This is a genomic window from uncultured Shimia sp., from assembly GCF_947493595.1.
Taxonomy (GTDB): Bacteria; Pseudomonadota; Alphaproteobacteria; order Rhodobacterales; family Rhodobacteraceae; genus Shimia.
This window is the reverse complement of the sequence record NZ_CANLRL010000001.1, coordinates 1-20,730: the sequence shown is the minus strand read 5'-3', so window position 1 is coordinate 20,730 and position 20,730 is coordinate 1. Positions and strand designations below refer to the sequence as shown.

General features: G+C 59.2%; 20 protein-coding genes and 1 pseudogene. 13 read left to right on the top strand and 8 right to left on the bottom strand.

The genetic code is table 11. The features are described from left to right. Positions 1 to 2 precede the first annotated feature (2 nt). From pcaD to Q0955_RS00080, 6 genes are all read left to right on the top strand, one after another. The gene (gene pcaD / locus Q0955_RS00105) at positions 3 to 791 is read left to right on the top strand and encodes a 3-oxoadipate enol-lactonase (RefSeq protein WP_299418517.1); all 789 of its coding nucleotides are present in this window, start codon (positions 3 to 5) and stop codon (positions 789 to 791) included. Further along, on the top strand, positions 784 to 1,494 hold the full coding sequence (locus Q0955_RS00100) for an alpha/beta fold hydrolase (protein ID WP_299418515.1): 711 nt from the start codon (positions 784 to 786) through the stop codon (positions 1,492 to 1,494). Before pcaD ends, Q0955_RS00100 begins: the two co-directional genes overlap by 8 nt. A 4-nt stretch (positions 1,495 to 1,498) precedes the next feature. Beyond that, complete coding sequence (locus Q0955_RS00095; RefSeq protein WP_299418513.1) at positions 1,499 to 2,263, top strand: hypothetical protein; 765 nt, start codon at positions 1,499 to 1,501, stop codon at positions 2,261 to 2,263. 171 nt (positions 2,264 to 2,434) lie between these two features. Next, positions 2,435 to 3,640 (top strand): TCR/Tet family MFS transporter, encoded by a 1,206-nt coding sequence (locus Q0955_RS00090; protein ID WP_366140639.1) that lies wholly within the window; start codon positions 2,435 to 2,437, stop codon positions 3,638 to 3,640. A 93-nt stretch (positions 3,641 to 3,733) separates the two neighbouring features. Further along, a complete protein-coding gene (locus Q0955_RS00085) occupies positions 3,734 to 4,822 on the top strand; it encodes a Zn-dependent alcohol dehydrogenase (protein WP_299418511.1) in 1,089 nt (362 codons plus the stop codon). Positions 4,823 to 4,861: 39 nt separating this feature from the next. Beyond that, entirely contained in the window at positions 4,862 to 5,221 is a 360-nt protein-coding gene (locus tag Q0955_RS00080; RefSeq protein WP_299418509.1) for a hypothetical protein, read from the top strand. Here Q0955_RS00080 and Q0955_RS00075 read toward each other — a convergent pair whose 3' ends face one another. After that, positions 5,222 to 6,085, bottom strand: a complete 864-nt coding sequence (locus Q0955_RS00075) for a LysR family transcriptional regulator (protein WP_299418507.1) — start codon at positions 6,083 to 6,085, stop codon at positions 5,222 to 5,224. Between the two features lie 107 nt (positions 6,086 to 6,192). Here Q0955_RS00075 and Q0955_RS00070 point away from each other — a divergent pair, with 107 nt between their 5' ends. From Q0955_RS00070 to Q0955_RS00040, 7 genes are all read left to right on the top strand, one after another. Further along, positions 6,193 to 7,320, top strand: coding sequence for a TauD/TfdA family dioxygenase (locus Q0955_RS00070; RefSeq protein WP_299418505.1), 1,128 nt, complete (start codon positions 6,193 to 6,195; stop codon positions 7,318 to 7,320). Then, positions 7,317 to 7,916, top strand: coding sequence for an HD domain-containing protein (locus Q0955_RS00065; RefSeq protein ID WP_299418503.1), 600 nt, complete (start codon positions 7,317 to 7,319; stop codon positions 7,914 to 7,916). The genes Q0955_RS00070 and Q0955_RS00065 overlap by 4 nt, the downstream gene beginning before the upstream one ends. A 122-nt stretch (positions 7,917 to 8,038) precedes the next feature. Next, positions 8,039 to 9,268, top strand: coding sequence for a mandelate racemase/muconate lactonizing enzyme family protein (locus Q0955_RS00060; protein ID WP_299418501.1), 1,230 nt, complete (start codon positions 8,039 to 8,041; stop codon positions 9,266 to 9,268). A gap of 103 nt (positions 9,269 to 9,371) precedes the next feature. Continuing rightward, positions 9,372 to 9,662 (top strand): metalloregulator ArsR/SmtB family transcription factor, encoded by a 291-nt coding sequence (locus Q0955_RS00055; protein ID WP_299420973.1) that lies wholly within the window; start codon positions 9,372 to 9,374, stop codon positions 9,660 to 9,662. A 3-nt stretch (positions 9,663 to 9,665) separates the two neighbouring features. Then, positions 9,666 to 12,089, top strand: coding sequence for a ligase-associated DNA damage response DEXH box helicase (locus tag Q0955_RS00050; protein ID WP_299418499.1), 2,424 nt, complete (start codon positions 9,666 to 9,668; stop codon positions 12,087 to 12,089). Between the two features lie 114 nt (positions 12,090 to 12,203). Next, positions 12,204 to 12,866, top strand: a complete 663-nt coding sequence (gene pdeM / locus Q0955_RS00045) for a ligase-associated DNA damage response endonuclease PdeM (RefSeq protein ID WP_299418497.1) — start codon at positions 12,204 to 12,206, stop codon at positions 12,864 to 12,866. A gap of 109 nt (positions 12,867 to 12,975) precedes the next feature. After that, positions 12,976 to 13,398, top strand: coding sequence for a PaaI family thioesterase (locus Q0955_RS00040; protein WP_299418495.1), 423 nt, complete (start codon positions 12,976 to 12,978; stop codon positions 13,396 to 13,398). 11 nt (positions 13,399 to 13,409) lie between these two features. Here Q0955_RS00040 and Q0955_RS00035 read toward each other — a convergent pair whose 3' ends face one another. The 7 genes and pseudogenes from Q0955_RS00035 to Q0955_RS00005 form a co-directional block, all read right to left on the bottom strand. Beyond that, positions 13,410 to 14,834, bottom strand: coding sequence for a 3'-5' exonuclease (locus Q0955_RS00035; protein ID WP_299418493.1), 1,425 nt, complete (start codon positions 14,832 to 14,834; stop codon positions 13,410 to 13,412). After that, the gene (locus Q0955_RS00030; protein WP_299418491.1) at positions 14,834 to 15,355 is read right to left on the bottom strand and encodes a hypothetical protein; all 522 of its coding nucleotides are present in this window, start codon (positions 15,353 to 15,355) and stop codon (positions 14,834 to 14,836) included. Before Q0955_RS00030 ends, Q0955_RS00035 begins: the two co-directional genes overlap by 1 nt. A 22-nt stretch (positions 15,356 to 15,377) precedes the next feature. After that, complete coding sequence (locus Q0955_RS00025) at positions 15,378 to 17,213, bottom strand: DUF294 nucleotidyltransferase-like domain-containing protein (protein ID WP_299418489.1); 1,836 nt, start codon at positions 17,211 to 17,213, stop codon at positions 15,378 to 15,380. A 177-nt stretch (positions 17,214 to 17,390) separates the two neighbouring features. After that, the gene (locus Q0955_RS00020; RefSeq protein WP_299418487.1) at positions 17,391 to 19,178 is read right to left on the bottom strand and encodes a sodium:solute symporter family protein; all 1,788 of its coding nucleotides are present in this window, start codon (positions 19,176 to 19,178) and stop codon (positions 17,391 to 17,393) included. Between the two features lie 17 nt (positions 19,179 to 19,195). Continuing rightward, the gene (locus tag Q0955_RS00015; RefSeq protein WP_168591549.1) at positions 19,196 to 19,456 is read right to left on the bottom strand and encodes a DUF4212 domain-containing protein; all 261 of its coding nucleotides are present in this window, start codon (positions 19,454 to 19,456) and stop codon (positions 19,196 to 19,198) included. Positions 19,457 to 19,526: 70 nt separating this feature from the next. Next, complete coding sequence (locus Q0955_RS00010) at positions 19,527 to 20,210, bottom strand: adenylate kinase (protein ID WP_299418484.1); 684 nt, start codon at positions 20,208 to 20,210, stop codon at positions 19,527 to 19,529. Positions 20,211 to 20,214: 4 nt separating this feature from the next. Further along, a pseudogene (locus Q0955_RS00005) lies at positions 20,215 to 20,730 on the bottom strand (acetyl-coenzyme A synthetase); the annotation flags it as partial.

The following is a 20,730-nucleotide window of genomic DNA, read 5'->3' as shown; positions in this document are numbered from 1 at the left end:
CCATGCCAACCGCGACGCTCAACCAAATCGACACCCACTACCGCGACGAGGGCGACCCTGACGGCGCACCGGCGCTGTTCATCAACTCGCTCGGCACCACACTGCACCTCTGGGACCCGATCCTGGCGTACTTGCCAGACGGGTTGCGCATCATCCGCTATGACATGCGCGGCCATGGCGAAAGTGACGTGCCACCCGCCCCCTACTCAATGGGCACATTGGTGAAAGATGCCGAGGCCCTGCTGGAGCATCTCAATGTCAAAGACGCGTTGGTGGTCGGCTTGTCGATTGGCGGCATGGTCGCGCAAGGCCTCGCCGTGAAACGCCTCGATCTGGTGCGCGCCATGGTGCTGTCCAACACCGCCGCCAAAATCGGCTCTCCCAAGATGTGGGAAGAGCGGATCGACGCGGTGCGGACCAAAGGCCTGCCCGCCATGTCGGACGACATCATGCTGCGCTGGTTCTCCCGTGATTTCCAAACCCGCCCGGAGCTGACCCACTGGAAAGCCATGCTGGAAGCGACCCCACCCGAAGGCTACGCAGGCTGCTGCGCCGCTATCCAAGGGACCGATTTCTACACGCCCACCTCAGGCCTGCGCCTGCCCACATTGGGCATTGCCGGCTCCGAGGACGGCGCCACGCCGCCTGATCTGGTGCGCGAAACTGTGGAGCTGATCCCCGGCGCACGTCTGGAACTGTTGCGTCGCACCGGCCACCTGCCTTGCGTCGAGAAACCCGCCGAATACGCCGCACTCCTCACTGACTTCATGAAAGAAACCGGCCATGTCTGATATCCTACTCGTGCACGGCTCCTGCCACGGCGCATGGTGCTATCGCGATCTGATCCCGGCCCTCGAAGCCTTAGGCCACAGCGCCCGCGCCATCGACATGCCGTCGCACGGCGAAGACACAACACCGGTGGCCGACGTCACCCTGGACAGCTGCGCGCAATCTGTCATCGACGCGCTCGGCGAGAACACCGTGGTTCTGGGCCACAGCTGGGGCGGCTTCCCGATCACCCGCACCGCGGACCTGGCCCCCGGCCGCATCGCCCGCCTAATCTACCTTTGCGCCTATACCCCGTGGGACAACCACTCCACCATCGACATGCGTATTGCCGCGCCACGCCAACCGCTGATGCAGGCCATCCATCGCCACGAAGACGGGCAAAGCTACACCTTCGACCCCACCAAGGTCCGCGACGCTCTGTACCACGATTGCCCACCCGGCACCGAAGACTACGCCCTAGCCCATCTGTCACCGCAATCCATTGCCGCCCAACAGACCAAAATCACTCTGGGTGACGGCCACCGCCAAACCCCGCGCAGCTATATTCGCTGCATGAATGACCAGGCCATCCCACCGGAGTTTCAAGTCACCATGACCAAGGACTGGCCCGCCGCAGACGTTTATGAGATGCCCACCAGTCACTCTCCCTTCTTTGCCGATCCAGAAGGCCTCGCCGCCCTGATCGATCACATCCTGAAAGACTGACCAAATGACCGCCTCCGTTTTTGACAGCCCGATGTTTACCAAGCTTTACCCGGTGGGCGAAGCAGGCCGCCTGTTCACCCACAGCGCCGAAATCCGCGCCGCCTTGCTGGTGCTGGGCACATTGGCCAAGGTCCAAGGCACCCGGGGTGACATCCCCGAAGACAGCGCCTTTTTTATCCATCGCAGCGCTATGGAGGTGCAGATCGACCCTGCGGGACTGGCCAATGGCGTTGCCCGGGATGGCACCTACGTACCCGCTTTGGTGGCGGCTTTTGACAAAGCCATGGAAGCGCCGGAACACAGCCAGCACCTGCTGCATAACACCGATCCGCAAGATGTTTCCGACACAGCGCTCATGCTGCGCCTGCGTCAACTGCTGACGCTGACAGAAACCGCGCTGAAAGCCCTGCCTGACAGCGACAGCCGTGCCACCTTGCTGGCTGATCTGCCGATGATCCGCGACACCTTTTTGCGGGTGGCTTTCACCGACGCACCGGACACCGGCACAGCGATCGGCGAGGCACTCAAACTTGGCGCACCCCAAGACGCCCGCGCCCCCATCCGCTCCATTGCCAACTGGCTGACCCAAGCCGGCGACACGGCTGCAAACACCGCTCCGGCCTCGCCAACCAACGCCGCCCTGCGCGGCCAGCTACTGGGGCTCAATGCGCTGTTTCAAGAAACATCAGATGCTGCCAGCGAAGCCCTTTATCTGTCACAAATCGCGCTTAGCAGCCTGTCCTTGTTGAACATGGCCTCCGCTGTCTAAGCGACTTTTGCCGTAACGGAAGGCTTGCGCCCCTTTGGGGGGCACGCCAATTTTCGCTCTGTCCGTACGGCTGTGCCATATGCCGCCATCAGAATGTGGCCCACCACCTTAGTAATCAGTTGACCGACCCGCGTTTTCCTGCCCTGATACAACCATAGAGTTTAAGCGATTATGATGCGCAACCGTCTGCCAATATTTGTGATTCTGGCCACGGTGATGATTGATGCCATGGGCATTGGCCTAATCATCCCGGTGATGCCCGACCTCATACAAGAGGTGACCGGCGGCGACCTTGGCGCAGCGGCTGTCTGGGGCGGTATTCTGTCCACTGTCTTTGCCTTCATGCAGTTCCTCTGCGGCCCGCTTCTTGGCAATCTGTCAGATCGTTTTGGACGCCGTCCCGTGCTGCTGGTGTCGTTGGCCGTGATGTCGGCGGACTATGTGATTATGGCCATGGCCCACAACATCTGGATTTTGGTGATTGGCCGCATTGTGGCCGGGATCACTGCGGCCACCTACGCCACCGCCATGGCCTATATGGCGGACATGTCGGATGCCAAGGAAAAGGCAAAAGCCTTCGGCATGATCGGTGCCGCCATGGGCGTGGGCTTTGTCTTTGGCCCCGCCCTGGGCGGCTTCATGGGGCAATTTGGCACCCGTGCGCCATTCTGGGCCGCCGCTGCTTTGGCCGGAGGCAACGCGCTGTTGGGCTGGATGGTGCTCAAGGAAACCGTGACAGACGCCAACCGCCGCGCCTTTGAATGGCGTCGCTCCAATCCACTGGGCGCGCTGCAAGCGCTTGGCAAACTGCCATCCATGACCAACCTTTTGATTGTGTTCTTCTTTTATCAGATCGCCGCCGCGGTCTATCCGGCCATCTGGCCCTACTTCATCATCGAGCGTTTTGGCTGGGAAGAAGCCATGATTGGCCTCAGCCTCACCGCCTATGGTCTCTGCTTTGCCATTGTACAAGCGACCCTGATTGGCCCGTTCACCAAATGGTTTGGCAACCGTCGTACTGTTGTGATCGGCCTTGGACTGGAAGTAGTCGCCCTGATCTATCTCGCAGTGATCTCCAACGGCATCCTCTTGTTCATCGGCATTCCCGTGGCCGCGCTTTCCTCTGTGGGCCTGCCTGCCTTGCAAAGCATCATGTCCCGGCGCGTCTCCGATGACGCGCAGGGCGAATTGCAAGGCATCTCCGCCTCGCTCACCTCTCTGGCCCACATCGCCGCGCCTTTGGTGATGACACAGACCTTTGCCTATTTTTCCGACAAACACGCCGTGCTCTATCTGCCCGGCGCCCCCTTTGTGCTCGCCGCCGCCCTCTTGATGATCGCAATTGTGGTTTTTGCAAAGTCACGTCGCGCCACTTAGGCAAAAAACGACACCCTTTGTCTGGATTGTACCACCAGTGCGTGCCTAAGCTGGACCAAACTGGATGTGACATCAAACACAAGGGACTAGCCCATGAGCACCATCAAAGCCGCCGTCTGCCATGAGTTTGGCCAGCCCCTTGTTGTTGAGGACGTCACCCTGCGTGCGCCGCAAATGGGCGAAATCGAGGTCAAACTCTCCGCCGTCGCCATCTGCCATTCTGACATCTCCTTTGCCGACGGTGCCTGGGGCGGCAGCCTGCCTGCGGTCTACGGACACGAAGCCGCCGGACACATCACTTCTGTTGGCGACGGCGTGACCGGCCTCGCGGAAGGCGACCCGGTGATTGTGACCCTGATCCGCGCCTGTGGCACCTGCCCCACCTGCTCCTCCGGCAAGCCGGTGATCTGTTCCACGCCCTATGATGGCGACAAAGGCCCGCTGACCACTGTGGACGGCGGCAAGCTGCACCAAGCCATGGCCTGCGGCGCGTTTGCTGAAAAGGTCGTGGTGGACCAATCCCAAGTGGTGAAAATCTCTGAAGACATCCCGATGGAAGCCGCCAGCCTGATCGCCTGCGGCGTCATCACCGGCGTTGGCGCGGTGGTCAACGCTGCCCAAATCCGCGCTGGTCAGGACGTGGTGGTCATCGGCGCTGGCGGGGTTGGCCTCAACGCCATCCAAGGCGCGCGTATCGCCGGCGCCCGCCGCATCGTCGCTGTCGACATGAGCGAAGAGAAACTGGCCATCGCCAAGGAATTCGGCGCCACCGACGGCGTGCTCGCCACCGATAAAAAGCCCTTCATCAAAGCCATGCGCGCCATGGGTCGCGGGGCCGACGCGGTGATCGTGACCGTTGGCGCCATCCTCGCCTATGACGATGCGCCCCGCTATCTCGCGCCCGGCGGCAAGGTCATCATGGTTGGCATGCCGCATTCCGGCGCAAAATCCACCTACGAGCCTGTGATCCTCGCCGCCATCGGCCAGGGCATGCAGGGCTCCAAAATGGGCGACGTGGTGATCAAGCGCGACATCCCATGGATGGTCGACCTCTATGAGCAAGGCCGCCTGAAACTCGACGAGCTGATCTCCGGCCGCTGGACGCTGGATCAGATCAACGAGGCCATCGCCGACACCAAAACCGGTAGCGCAAAGCGCAATGTGATTGTATTTGACGGCTGAACCATCACACATGTCGAAAGGCGCGCAATGTTCCAGCTCATGAAAGACCTTTTCAAACCAGCAGCACCAAAGCCCCTGCCGCCAATGACATCCCAGACCTCGATGAACTTCGCGTCCGACGAGGTCGCGCCATTTTTCACCCAACTGGCCAACAATCCGCGGCTGGATTTTCCGGCAGACCTCGCCCAAGAGGTCCGTCGCAACCTCGCCTGCATGGCGGTTGAGGACACCCGTCGCTGGCGCGTCACCGGTGCGATCGACGACCAACCGATCCAAATGGAAATCGAAGCCTTCATGGATGACGTCGACGCCCCGGACCTCTATTTCTTCAGCACCCAAGCCGCGATCAGCGAAATCGAGCGCGAGCTCGAAGCCTTCGCCGAATCCATCGGGACCTAACTACGCCGCGCCGTCCACCAAACAGCCCGACAACTGCCGCCACTGCCGCCGCGACAGCCGCTCTTTGGTACCAAGCAACCAATAGGTCTCATGGTGGCGCAGCACTTTGTCTATGACCCGCACCAACCGTCCCGCGTCCATTTCCGCCTGCACCAAGGGCAAAGACGCCAGCAGCACCCCTTGCCCGGCCCGCGCCGCCACCAGCCCGGCGCAAAAACTGTCAAACCTCAAATGCGCCACGGGGGTCGTTGGCGTATCTGTCTCCGCACACCACCGCCGCCAGCTTGGGCGTGGACCGGACACTGATAGACGCGGCAAGGCCTGCCATTCGCCTTGGGCCAGCAACGCCGGAGCCGCAACCGGGCTCAACCGCTCTTCATAGAGCGGCGCCGCATAGGCCACCGGCCAATCCCCACTGCCATAGCGTATGCGCACCGCCGCATCGTCTTTGGCATCACCGGAGGCCACCACCATCGTGCTCAGCGTGATCTGCGCCCCGCTGACCTCCGCCAATTGCCCCAAGCGCGGCACCAGCCACAGCTCATTCACCGACGCGCTTGCCGAAATCGTCAACCGATTGCGCGACACGCCAAACAACGCCTCTGTGCTGTCCCGCAACCCCACCAACGCCGCCTGCACATGCGGCAGCCAAGCCTCGCCATCCACCGTCAGGGTGATCCGTCGCGCCTGCCGCACAAACAGCTGCGTCCCCAACCGTGCCTCTAAATTGCCAATCCGCTGGCTGATCGCCGATTGCGTCAATCCGGTTTCCTGCGCCGCCGCCGTGAAACTGCCCAACCGCGCCGCCGCCTCAAACGCCCGTACCCACTCCAATGGCAGATGATCAAACCCAGCCTTGTCCATAAGTGAAACAGCCTCTCAGGATGAAAAAGGATAATTTGAGTTTATGTCTGCGCATGCCCAGTTTGTCGACAAGATATCATTGCCCTCGCCCAACCCAAGGACATCGCATGACCCAGGTGCAACTCTCCCCCGACAATCAGGTCCTCACGCTCACAACCAGCTCCGGCAGCCACCGCTTCCATGGCGTCTGGCTGCGCCACAACGCGCTGGATGCGGACACCCGCGATCCCGGCAACGGCCAGCGGCTGATCACTCTGGCCGACCTGCCAGACAACTGCGCGCTCGCCACGGCAGAAGCCTCCGAGAGCGCCGTTGAAATCTCTTTTACAGACGACAACAAATCGGTTTCCTTCCCCATCGCGTGGCTGCTCGCAAACGCCTATGACCGCCCACAGGACACCACGCCCGGCCACCTGCCGGAACATGCAGAAACCTGGGGGGAAGCCCTCAACGACACCGTGCCCACCGGCCACTACCCCGACCTCGCCACAAACGCCGAGGCCAAACGCACATGGCTCGCCGCCATCCGCCGCTATGGCTTTGCCAAGGTTACCGGCCTGCCCACGGAATCCGGCGCCCTGTTCAAGGTGGTCGACCTTTTCGGCTTTGTGCGCGAGACCAACTACGGCCGTCATTTTGAGGTCCGCACAGAGGTCAACCCAACCAACCTCGCCTTCACCGGCCTTGGGCTTCAAGCCCACACAGACAACCCCTACCGCGATCCGGTACCAACCCTGCAAGTCCTGTCCTGCCTTGAGAATTCCGCCGAAGGTGGCGACAACATGGTGGTTGATGGCTTTGCAGCGGCGCAAAAGCTGCGCGAGATTTACCCAGAAGGTTTTGCACTTCTGCACAGCTGTTCCGCGCGCTTTGAATACGCAGGTGAGGCTGGTGTGAAACTCACCTCCCGCCGTCCGGTGATTGGCCTCACCCCCGAAGGCACGTTGCAAAACATCCGCTTCAACGCCCGCTCCGCCGCCGCACCGGTGGATGTACCATTTGACAAAATGCCCGCGTACTATGCCGCCATGCGTCAGCTTTCAGACATCATCGACGATCCAGCATCCGAAGTTCGCTTCAAGCTTACCCCTGGCGAGGCCTTCATTGTGGACAACACCCGCGTGTTGCACGCCCGCAAAGGTTACTCCGGCGCAGGCAAACGCTGGCTGCAAGGCTGCTACGCGGACAAAGACGGGTTGCTCTCCACCCTCGCAGCGCTGGAGGCAAAGGCATGAGCAAGCCAGATTTCTCTACCCTATCGCAGGACAACATCGTCGCCTTCTTGGGAGACATCTTTGACCGTCGCGGCGGCGAAGAATACCTCGGTGAGCCAGTCACCATGGCGGAACACATGTTACAAGGCGCCACCATTGCCGAGCAAAACGGCATGCCCGAAGACGTCATCGTAAGCGCCCTCCTGCATGACATAGGTCACTTCACCTCCGAGTTTGGCACCTATCATCCCGACGATACCGAAGACCGCCACCACGAAGACGCGGGCGCCGAAGTGCTTGCCCCCTTCTTCCCATCTGTAGTCACCGATTGTGTGCTCTACCACGTCGCCGCCAAACGCTATCTCTGTGCCACCAAGCCGGAATACTTCAAACGCCTCTCCGCTGCCTCGGTGCACACATTGGAGTTACAAGGCGGACCAATGTCTGAGGACGAAGTCACCACTTTTGAAGCCAACCCCAACTTGGTGAAGATCATTCAGGTTCGTTACCTCGACGAGGCTGGAAAACGCGCCGACATGGTCACGCCGGACTATTGGCATTTTGCCCCGATGGTGCAGCGCGTGGTGGATGCACATCTTAACGCATCTTCAGGTTAACAAACACAACGGACAAATACGCACCACCGCAAAACAGTCGCGATACCGACAAAATACCGACGTTGATTTTGTGGTCAAAAGGGCCCCTTACTTCATCGTACGCTGTCGTAAGGATTAAGCCGATGAAGCTCACCGATCTGGATATCATCGTCACCGCGCCTCCCGCCCCTGGCTGGGGCGGGCGCTATTGGATTTTGGTGAAACTTCAAACAGATACCGGCATAACGGGTTGGGGCGAATGCTACGCCTCCTCCGTTGGCCCCGAGGCTATGGAAGCGGTGATCCGTGACGTTTTTGAACGGTATTTTGAGGGCGAAAACCCTGAAAACATTGAACGTTTGTTCCGCCGCACCTACTCATCCGGCTTTACGCAACGCCCCGACTTAACGGTTATGGGCGCTTTTTCCGGTCTCGAAATCGCCTGCTGGGACATCTTGGGCAAAGACCGCGACCGCCCCGTCTATGCCCTCCTAGGCGGGTTGATGAACGAACGCCTGCGCACCTATACATACCTCTATCCTCTTGATCACCATGACATTTCCGAATTTTGGACCTCACCGGAAATGGCCGCCGAAAGCGCGCAGGCCATGGTCGACAAAGGCTACACAGCGGTGAAATTCGACCCCGCGGGCCCCTACACCATGCGCGGCGGCCACATGCCTGCGATGAGCGACATCGATATGTCCGTCGCCTTCTGCGCTGCCATACGCGAAGCTGTTGGAAACAAAGCAGATTTACTCTTCGGCACCCACGGTCAATTTAGCACGGCGGGCGCCATCCGGTTGGGCCAAGCTTTGGAACCTTTCAGCCCGCTCTGGTTCGAAGAACCCACCCCGCCGGACAACATCGAAGACATGGCGCGTGTGGCCAAAAACGTAAGGATTCCAGTGGCTACCGGCGAGCGTATGACCACCAAATCCGAGTTCGCCGCCGTGTTGCGCACCGGTGCCGCCGAGATCCTGCAACCCGCTTTGGGACGTGCAGGCGGCATTTGGGAAATGAAAAAAGTTGCATCAATTGCAGAGTGTTACAACGCCCAAATGGCCCCACACCTCTATGCCGGCCCCGTTGAGTGGGCCGCCAATATTCACCTTGCCGCCTCCATTCCCAACCTCCTGATGATCGAGACCATCGAGACCAAATTCCACGACGCGCTCATCACATCCTCCATCAAGGTTGAAAACGGTTTTGTAACCCCGCCAACAGCCCCAGGACTGGGCATTGAGGTCAACGAAACCCTTGCCAGAAAACATAAATTTGACGGCAACGGCCTACATCTACAAATGCAGGACGCCCCCTGCGACTACGTCAACGGCAACGCTTTTGCCGGCGGTGCCCCACTAAAATCGTAAGACATCTCGAAAACCGCGGCGGTCGATGCTATATGAGGCACAGTCAGGAGAAACTGGGCCCATTACCGTGAATATCCAAACCCCGCCGCCACCGCCCTCCGAGATGGAGAAAAACGCCGAAGCCGCAGCAGCTTACCTTAAAACGCTGGCGCATTCGGGCCGTTTGATGATCTTGTGCCACTTAGGGTCCGGTGAAAAATCCGTGTCGGAACTGGAAGCGCTTCTGGATCTGCGCCAAGCCGCCGTCAGCCAGATGCTGGCACGCCTGCGCGAAGAGGGTCTTGTCGCCACACGGCGCGACGGAAAGACCATCTACTACAGTCTGGCGGATGACAACACTTCACAGGTTATCTCCCTGTTATATAACCTTTTCTGCGCCCCCGACGCGACCTGACCCTTGCCGGAGACGACGGCTTTACCCGACAATATCGAAGCGTGGTTTGCCAACCGAAACTGGCAGCCGCACCCGCATCAGCGCGACATGCTCGCCCGCGCCGACGATCCCTGCACCCTGCTGATCGCACCCACAGGCGGCGGTAAAACCCTCGCCGGGTTCCTGCCCACATTGGCGGATCTGGCCACCACGCCGCATGACGGCCTGCACACGCTCTACGTTTCCCCGCTTAAAGCGCTGGCGGCCGACATCAAACGTAATCTGCGCGCCCCGGTGGAGGAGATCGGCCTCGACATCCGCATCGAAGACCGCACCGGCGACACCTCGCAAACCATGAAGAAACGCCAGCGCGTGGACCCGCCGCACATCCTCCTCACAACCCCGGAAAGCCTTGCCCTTTTAACCTCTTACGAAGATGCGCCCCGCATCTTCAAAGGCCTCAAACGTGTGGTTGTTGATGAAATTCACGCCCTGGCCGAAAGCAAACGCGGCGATCAGCTTTTCCTCGCGCTCGCCCGGCTACAATCGCTCTGTCCCGATCTCAAACGGGTTGGCCTCTCCGCCACGGTGGACCACCCGGAAGACATCGCCAAACTGCTCGCGCGCAATCCGGACCCGTGCAAAATCCTCTACGCAGATCCCGGTCCCGCCCCGAACATTGCCATGCTGGAAACCAAGGAGGCCCCGCCCTGGCTCGGCGGCGGCGCGGCCTACGCTATCCCCGCCGTGCTTGCACAAGTCAAGGCGCACAAGACCACGCTGATCTTCCACAACACCCGTGCGCAGGCGGAAATTTTCTTTCACAATCTGTGGCTTGCCAATGACGAGAGCCTGCCAATCGGTATCCACCACGGCAGCCTTGATCGCCAGCAGCGCGAGAAGGTAGAGGCCGCCATGGTGCGTGGCGACTTGCGCGCCATCGTCTGCACCGGAAGTCTCGACCTGGGTATTGATTGGGGCGACGTCGACCTTGTCATCCAGGTGGGTGCCCCCAAAAACGTCAAACGCCTCGTGCAACGCATTGGCCGCGCGAACCACCGCTACAATGCCCCGTCCAAAGCCCTGTTGGTGCCTGCCAACCGCTGGGAAGTTGTCGAGTGCATCAACGCTCTGCAAGCTGTTCAGGAAGGCGATCTCGACGGCGATCCTCGTGGCCCTGGCCCCCGCGACGTGCTGTGCCAGCATATCCTGTTGCGGGCCGCTTCCAGCCCCTTTGACGCGGACGCGCTCTATACCGAAATGACCAGCGCTGGCGCCTTTGCCGATCTCACCCGCGACGGCTTTGACACCTGTCTGGAGTTCTGCGCCACCGGCGGCTACGCCCTCAAAGCCTATGACCGCTGGCAACGACTGCAACAGCGCCCAGACGGCCAATGGCAATTGCGAGATCCCCGCGCCGCCGCCCGCCTACGTATGAACGCCGGCACCATTCAGGACAGTGACACGCTCAAGGTTCAGCTCAAGCGCAATCGCGGCGGCAAACCTTTGGGTGAAGTCGAAGAAGCCTTTGCCGCGACCCTATCAGCAGGTGACACTTTTCTGATTGGCGGTCAAATTGTACGCTACGAAGGCCTGCGTGACATGACCGTAGAGGTCTCCCGCAACGCCAGCCGTAAACCACGCGTGGCCGTGTTCTCCGGTAGCAAATTCTCAACCTCTACACAGCTTTCCCAACGCACCCTACGTTACCTGCAGGCCAATAACTGGCCAGATCTACCGGCGCACACCGCCGACTGGTTGCACCTCCAACGCAGCATATCACGCTTGCCGGAGCCGGGGCGACTTCTGGTCGAAACTTTCGAGCGTGATGGCCGCCAAAACATGTGTGTTTATGGGTTTGCCGGGCGCAACGCGCAGCAAACTCTGGGCCTGCTCCTGACCAAACGCATGGAAGACATGGACCTCGCGCCCATGGGCTTTGTCTCGTCAGACTACGCAACGCTCATTTGGGGGCTGGACGAAGTGATCGATCCGCGCCCTCTGTTTGATCTTAAAGCCCTGAAAGACGGTCTGGACGGTTGGCTCGCTGGCAATGCGCTGATGAAGAAAACCTTCCGGGGCGCGGCCACCATCGCCGGCCTGATCGAGCGCAACACCCCAAGTGCGCGCAAGTCCGGTCGGCAGGCAACGTTCAGTTCAGACATTCTTTACGAAACCCTGCTCAAATACGATCCTGATCACGTCTTGATGCAAATCACCCGCGAAGAGGCGTTGCGCGGTCTGGTGGATTTTTCGCGGATCGAAGTGTTGTTTAAAAATGTTGGGAATCGCATTGACCACGTTGCCGCGCCGCATGTCACGCCACTCGCCGCGCCGTTGTTGTTAGAAGTTGGCAAAGTGCCGGTTCAAAGTGGCAGCGCGGAAGAGCGCCTGCTGGCGGAGGAGACAACGGCACTGATGAACGACAGCGGGCTTTCAAAAGTTTAAGTTGTGTAGTCCAGCACGCACAAAACTGCGCAAGCAGCCGAAAAAATGTTCGAATTATGCAAGGCGCGAAACTACCCCCTTGATCCAATTGGGGACACGATATACGAACATATCATGAACGGAGTTTCCTTTTCACTGGCTGGGACTACCCTCATCGCTCTGGGCTCTGGTGCCCTATGGTGGGGGGATCAGCGCATGTTGATCGTGTCGGACCTACACCTTGGCAAAACCGAGCGTGTCCTGCGCCGTGGCGGCCCTGCGATGCCGCCATATGAGACCCGTGACACATTGATAAGATTGGAAAATGACCTTCAGGCCAGCAATGCGGCAACGGTAATTTGCCTGGGCGACAGCTTTGATGACGTCGAAGCTGCCAAGACCTTATCCGAGGCAGATCGCCTTTGGATTGCCCGCCTGCAAGCAGGGCGCCGTTGGGTCTGGATCGAAGGCAACCATGATCCTGGCCCAATTGACCTCGGCGGCGCGCATCTGGCCGAACTGCCTGTGCCGCCTCTGACCTTTCGCCATATCGCCCAGAACGGGAAAAGTGGTGAAATCTCAGGCCACTACCACCCCAAAATTCGTGTAAAAACCCGCCTACGCAGCATCTCGCGCCCCGCTTTCCTGTTTGACAGCGACCGGGTCATTTTGCCCGCGTATGGCACTTACACAGGCGGATTGCGCTCTGACGACACTGCCTTGGCTGCGCTGATGCGCCCCGAGGCCATGGCGATCATCACCGGTCAAACCCCACGCCAACTGCCCATGCCGCGTTAAACGCACCGGCCAATTCTTTAGGAAACCTAAAGAAATCCGCAACGTCACTGATTGACCGACACGCTCCGCCCCCTACAGGATACAAGAGTCCAAGTGGGAGCAACGCAGCATGTCACCAGAAATCGACGCCAAAATTCGCGCCAGCTTTGCCAAGCAATCCATGATGCAAACCATGGGGGCAACCGTCGCCGATGTGTCCGACGGTAGCGTCACTTTAGCTGCCCCGGTTCTGGAAAGCTGCCAGCAGCAACACGGCTTTGGTCACGCCGCTTTGACCTTTGGTCTCGGCGACAGCGCCGCTGGCTATTCCGCTTTGTCTGTCATGCCTTTGGAAGCCGAAGTTCTCACCAGTGAAATGAAAATTCACCTGCTCGCCCCCGCTCAAGGCGAACGCCTGGAAGCCGTCGGCAAAGTCATTAAGCCCGGCAAGCGGCTGGTGATAGTACAGGCCGAAGTCTTTGCCCTCGTGCGTTCCAAACGCACGCAGATCGCGCTGATGACCGGCACTATGGTCCCGATCCTGCCGAGATAAGCCAAGTCGCCTTAATTCATGTCGTCCAACAAGCGGCCATGCTTGCGGGTCTGCTCCAACACATCGCCAAGGGTGGTATGCCCCCGCGCTGCCAGCATCGGCAACATGTGACACAGAACCTCAGCCGTCGCCTGCGCATCCCCTAACGCCGTGTGGCGTAGATGCTCTGGGATCACCACCCCCAAGCGCTCACAAAGCGCGTCCAACGTGTGCTTCTCCGTGGTGCCAAAAAGAACAGCCGACAGCAGCACTGTATCCAGAATGGGCTGCGGCCAGTCGATCTCCATCTCGTTGCCATGACGATGCATAAAGGCCATATCAAACGGCGCGTTGTGGGCCACAATCACCGCGTCGCGAGCAAAGTGATGAAACTCCGCCACCACCGATTTTGGCGGCGGGGCAGAGGCCACCATCGCATCGGTGATGTGATGCACCTTGGTGGAGGCTGGCGGAATGGGGCGTCCAGGATGGATAAACCGATCCATGGCCTCACCTTGTACAATCTCACCACGCAGAACCCGTACGGCGCCAAGCTGCACCAACTCGTCTTTGTGCGGCAGCAACCCCGTGGTCTCACAATCAAACACCACAAAAGGGATTTGATCGAGGCGCCGCGCCGCAAGGTCGGAAATGGGTTGATCCCCCAGAAGTTCGAAATCAAACGTCAGCGGGCGTTCCGCGTCTGGTGCGATCTCCGCATGAGCGTCATCGATCAAAATCATATAGCTGTGCGTGCCCCGGAGCGGTTTTAGCCGTGCATCAAAGGACACCCGCCCATCTGGACACAACGCTTCAAATTCCACCTCTGTACCAACACGCAGCAGTTTTTCATGCGCATCCAGCACGCGTTCTTTGGAAAGATAGTCAAAGATCGAAGCGTTTAGGCGCGGCGGCGCAATCTGCGCCAAGGTGCCCGCCGCCTGCCCGTCGTACAGTACAATCCGATGATCTGGCCCGACCAACAGGATCGCCACGGGGATCTCCGTCAGCAAGGCGGTTAGCTGCTCCCGATCCGAACTCAGTGTCTCAGTCTCCTGAGCAACGGTTTGGGCAATATCAATCGTGGCGTTGCTCAGCCGTGTCGACACCGCCTCAACTGCAGGGGCCAAATCGCCCAAGTAGCGGGCGGAATGTGTGTCCACCGTAGCGTTTACACCAGAATGCGCTCTTGCACGCAAAGTGGTCGACAAAGCCTGGATCGGCTTTGCCACGTTCTCGTCAAACAGAAACCAGATACCAACGGCCAGACCTAAAAAGCCAAACCCACCAATTATCCCGGCCAACACAAAACCATTCGCAACACCGTCCGTGAGCGCGCTGCGATAGCCCACCCAGAGTGCACCAAACATCACCGCCAGACCGCCAAGCGCGAGCAAAGCAAAGAACAACAAAATCCGAAACCGCAGGGACAACCCTGCCAAAACCGGACGACCCATCACTGCACCTCACATATGCCATCCAGCAGCGCGTCTTCGTCCGGTACGTTTACCCACTGCGCCCCCTCAATGGCTCCAGCGTCGTCAAAGCTGATCCCATCGGTCAGGGCTGCACGCCGCCTCGCGTTGCAATCCGCCGCCACGTTCAAGCGGTTGAGCGGAGACCAGCGGCCATAGAAATACACCTGTGCCAAGCGCAAATCCGGCTGGGCCGCGTTGGTTTGAACAGAAGCTCCATCCAGCGCCACAAAGCGCTCTGTCAACGGTACAACGTAGGTCCAAGGGCGATAAAAGGCGTTGGTTTCTACCGTTTCCACAATGGTGAAGCCCTCCGGCAACGTATCAGCCGTGCGCGTGTACCAGCTGTATTCAGAACTCACTGTGGCCGCAATCATGGCGCCGCCAGCGGCCAAAGGCGTCAGCCACTTGGGCAACCGACTACCGGAAAACTTGATGATGATGGCCATCAAACCGCCGCCTGCCATGCCTGCAAAAATCACCGCGATCAGTTCCAGAAACATCCCGCTCCCCCCTCTTCTTTCGTTAGCTCAATGCGCCGCGCCCATGGCCAATCGCGGATTGAAGCGATTTCACAACCACAAAAGCGTCACGCAGATGGCTGCGTTCAAAGTCCGACAAATCTGCCGGCGACAAATAGTTGTCCGGCGCTTGCCCTGCATGGATTTGGCGCAGCTGATGGTCCAGCCGCATCTCCGCAATCAAGTCATAGGCGTTCAGCAAGTCTGCCGCACCCGCGCTTGAAATCCCCGCCGATCCATCACTGGCCGCCCGCAACCGCGCCCTTGTATTCGCAGGTGTCAGCCGCCCCTGCAAGGCACACAACCGCCCCAAATCGACCACCGGCACAACCCCGTTGTGCTTCATATCAATCTGGTTCTTGTGCTCGCCGGAGCGAATGGTCGCCAACCCACGCAATACTCCGAGCGGTGGGTGGTGCTTCAACGCATTACCCGCCATGTGAGCGACAAAAATCGAGTTATGGGATGCGGCGGCCAAGGTCTCGTTTTGCAACCGTGCAAAGCAACCCAGCGTGCCCCCAATGGGTCGCAAATCAAACATCACGCTGGCCAGCATCTGCGCCTCGGGATTGGGCGTTGTGATCCAACCGACAAAGTACTCACGCCAGACGCGCAGGGGTTGCCGCCATCGATCGGCGGTCGCCATCATGTCCCCCGGACAATAAACGTAACCGCAGGTGTTGAGCCCATCGCAAACAAACTGCGCCAGATCCGCAAAATAGCCATCCCGCATTTCGTCGGTCACAGCATCATCAAGGATCAGGCAATTGTCCTGATCACTCACGCCGGTTTGCTCCTGCCGCCCCTGCGAGCCACAGGCCAGCCAGACATAGGGCACAGGTGGCGGACCAAAGCGATCTTCCGCCAAGACCAACAACCGCCGCGTGGCGGTATCTGCGACATCAGTGATCAAGCGGGTTACAATGTCGTGCCGATGCCCGGTGCCCACCAGTTGCGCCAGGAGCTGCGGAATACGTGCTGTGACTTTGGCCATCTCTTCCGCGGTCTTAGCACGGGCGATCTCGCGCACCATTTCGGCGCTGGTGACAGCCTGAAAGCGGGTCAAATCGGTCTGGGTGACAATGCCCACCAACTTGTCTTTGTCGACAATCGGAATATGGCCAATGCCGTGTTCCATCATCATGTGCAGCACGTCCGAGCCGATGGCAGTGGACGGCAATGTGCGTGGCGCATGGGTCATGATCTCAGCCAACGCAGTCTCAGGTGCGCGATCGTCCGCCAGAACTTTGCCCACCAGATCACCGGTGGTGATGATGCCAACAAGCGCCTCGCCTTCGGTGATGCACAGCGACGAAATCCCGGAGGCGCGCATCTTCTGCGCCGCAGCCCGTACTGTGTCTGCTTGTGTCAGGGTGATTGGATCACGGGCCATCATTGTGGCCACTTCTGTTGTTGCCAGGTCACTGGTCGGCGCCTTGCGCCCCACCGGCCCAGCCCGATCAAAGAAGCGTTGCACGGCACCTTCGGTGGAGCGCACCTGTTGGAACGCCGCAACCGGCAACATCAACAAGGTGGTTTCGCTTTCGCAACGGGCACTGGTCACCGCCACGCCATCGCGCAGCAGCCCCCTTTCGCCAAAGGAATTGCGCAATCCCAAATGGGATACCACCGCGCCATTTTCATCAGTCACCTCAACGGTGCCGCTATAAATCAGATACAGGCCATCAAGTTTCTGTCCGAGGCGATAGATCTGAGCATCGTCTTCAAGAACCTGAACTTCAAAAGACGCGCCCAGTTCCTGCAACGCTTCGTCAGACAGGCTATCATAGGGATGAACAGAACGCAAAAAACGGGTGATTTGATCATGAGTAAGTGACATGGGGGCACCTTGTCATGTGGCGGGCGTTTACGGCAAGCGGACGCGCTGCCGCAGCGTTTTTCTCAAGAGCAATGCATTGCATATGAAGAGAAAAGTTGCCCCCGACAGGATCGGAAGCAACGGGACTAAAATGACGGCGGATTGGGGGGACAACCCGCCGTCAGGGGACACAGGGGCTCAGTGGTCCTGAGCTGCACCTGCGCCGCGGGGAACGCGCACGCTTTCAACAAGCGCCTTGATCTCAGCTGGTGTTTCTTTGGTCATGCCTGCCACAAGGTAGGCCACTGCAAAGTTAACCGCTGCACCAATGGCACCGAAGCTGGTCGATTTGATCGTACCCAGAAGTGGGTCAGCATCGGTGAAGGAGTTGGTGCCCGGAATAAACAGCCAGCCTTTGTGCAGGAAGATGTATACCAAAGTCACGGTCAGACCTGCCAACATGCCAGCAACTGCGCCAGTGTTGTTGATCTTGGTGGAGAAGATCCCCATCATCAACGCCGGGAAGATAGACGCCGCTGCCAGACCAAAGGCCAGGGCCACGGTTTGTGCCGCAAATCCTGGAGGGTTGAGACCCAACCAAGTTGCCACAGCAATCGCCACACCCATCGCAATACGCGCAGACAGAAGCTCGTTCTTCTCAGAGATGCTCGGGTTGATTGCGCCTTTGATCAGGTCGTGAGACACGGCCGAGGAGATCGCCAGCAGCAGACCGGCAGCTGTCGACAGTGCTGCCGCCAGACCACCTGCAGCCACAAGACCAATTACCCAAGAAGGCAGGTTTGCGATTTCAGGGTTCGCCAGCACCAGAATGTCACGGTTAAACTTGGTCAGCTCGTTGCCTTCCCAGCCTTTTTCCGCAGCCATTGCCTGAAGATCTTCGTTCTTGTCGTTGTAGAACTGGATCTTGCCGTCGCCGTTTTTGTCTTCCCAATCCAGAAGACCGGTTTTCTGCCATGTGGCCATCCAGTCATACTCAGGATCGTTTGCGATCTGCTCAGTGGTCACAGCTTCACCGGAGATGCCGCCATTTGGCCACATCAGCTCGGAGATGTTCAAACGGGCCATCGCACCAACAGCAGGCGCCGTCAGATACAGCAGCGCAATAAACACCAGTGTCCAACCTGCGGACCAACGGGCGTCCGAAACTTTAGGCACAGTGAAGAAGCGCATAATGACGTGTGGCAGACCAGCAGTACCGATCATCAGAGACAGGGTGAAGAGCACCATGTTCAGTGTGTCGGCGTGGTGGGCGGTGTATTCTTTAAAGCCCAGCTCAGTCACTACCGCATCCAGTTTGGCCAACAGAGGCTCACCGGAAGCAACGTGATCACCAAACAGACCCAGCGCCGGAATTGGTGTACCGGTCAACTGCAGCGAGATGAAAACCGCTGGAATTGTGTAGGCGGTGATCAGAACACAGTACTGCGCCACCTGAGTGTAGGTCACACCTTTCATGCCGCCAAACACAGCATAAGCAAACACAACACAGGCACCGATCAACAGGCCAGCCGTGTTGGAGACTTCAAGGAAGCGGCCAAAAGCCACGCCCACACCGGTCATCTGACCGATCACGTAGGTGGTGGAGGCAACGATCAAGCAGACCACAGCCACAATACGGGCGGTTGGGCTGTAAAAACGATCGCCGATGAATTCCGACACGGTGAACTTGCCAAACTTGCGCAGGTACGGCGCAAGCAGTAGCGCCAGCAGCACGTAGCCACCGGTCCAGCCCATCAGGAAGGAAGAGTTGTCGTAGCCGGTAAAGGCGATGAGGCCAGCCATGGAGATAAACGAGGCCGCGGACATCCAGTCCGCCGCTGTCGCCATACCATTGGTGACCGGGTGAACGCCGCGACCCGCGGCGTAGAATTCAGACGTGGACCCGGCGCGGGCCCAGATCGCGATGCCGATGTAAAGCGCAAATGACGCGCCCACAAACAGCAGGTTGATTGCGAATTGGCTCATTGTCCCTCAGATCCTTATTATTCTTCGTCAACGCCGTGGGCGATGTCGAGTTTGTTCATCTGCCAGGCGTAGTTGAAAATCAGCGCCAGGAAGACCAGGATCGATCCTTGCTGGGCAAACCAGAAGCCCAGGTCAGACCCGCCTACGGAGATCCCCGCAAGCATTGGGCGCAGCAGAATGCCAAACCCAAAAGAGACCAGCGCCCAAATCACGAGGCTGATCAAAATGATGCGCACATTGGCTTTCCAATACGCGTCGTTGGATGAGTTGTCGGACATATATGTCTCCTCCCTCTCGGTTCTTTCCTCCACACCCACGCGCCCCAATGGGACGCGCGCGTGCTTTCCCTCATGCGGTCGTTTCAGAAACGATCGCGCTCAGTTCGTTAGCGATGACGTCTATCGCGCCCATCGCATCCACTTTCTTCAACGCACCTTTGCCCTCGTAGTAAGCAATCAGGGGCGCAGTCTGGGCGTGGTAAGCCTCCAGACGGCTTGCAACGGTTTCCGCATTGTCATCCGCACGACGTTTGAAGTCAGCGCCTCCACACTGATCACACACGCCGTCTTTGGCAGGTTTCTTGAAGCTGTCGTGATAGCCTTCGCCACAAGCACCACAGGTGTAGCGGCCGGAAATCCGGCTCACCATGGCATCGTCAACCACCTCAAGGCTGATCGCGGCGTTGATGCGCTGACCACTGTCCGCCAACAGCGCATCAAGCGCTTCCGCCTGAGCTCCGGTACGCGGGAACCCGTCCAGAATCACGCCTTTGGCGCAATCCGCATCCGCCAAACGATCGCGCAGAATGGCAATCACAATCTCGTCCGAGACCAGACCACCAGCATCCATCACCGCGCGCGCGGCCAAACCGGCTTCGGTGCCTGCGGCCACAGCCGCCCGCAACAGATCACCAGTCGACAGTTGAACCAAACCAAATTTGGTTTCCAGCATCCGCGCCTGCGTGCCTTTGCCGGCCCCGGGGGGACCAAGCAGGATCAAGACTGGCGCGTTAGTTTTCACTGTATCCAACATGCGCTTAGCCCTTGTTCATCCGGTGTTCGATCAGATCATCCACCACAGATGGATCCGCCAAAGTCGACGTATCGCCCAGGCTGCCATAGTCGTTCTCGGCGATCTTGCGCAGGATGCGGCGCATGATTTTGCCGGAGCGGGTTTTGGGCAGGCCAGGCGCCCATTGGATCAAATCCGGGCTGGCAATGGGGCCAATCTCGGTGCGCACCCAGGTGCGCAGCTCTTTCTTGAGCTCGTCAGACGGCTCCTGATCGTTCATCAAGGTCACATAGCAGTAGATGCCCTGACCTTTGATGTCATGCGGGTAGCCAACCACGGCGGCCTCCGCCACAGCGGCATGCGCCACCAGTGCGCTTTCGACCTCAGCGGTGCCCATGCGGTGACCGGACACGTTGATCACATCGTCGACACGGCCGGTGATCCAGTAGTCGCCATCCGCATCACGGCGGCAGCCGTCGCCAGCAAAGTAGTAGTTTTTGTAGTCGCTGAAGTAGGTCTTCTCAAAGCGCTCGTGATCGCC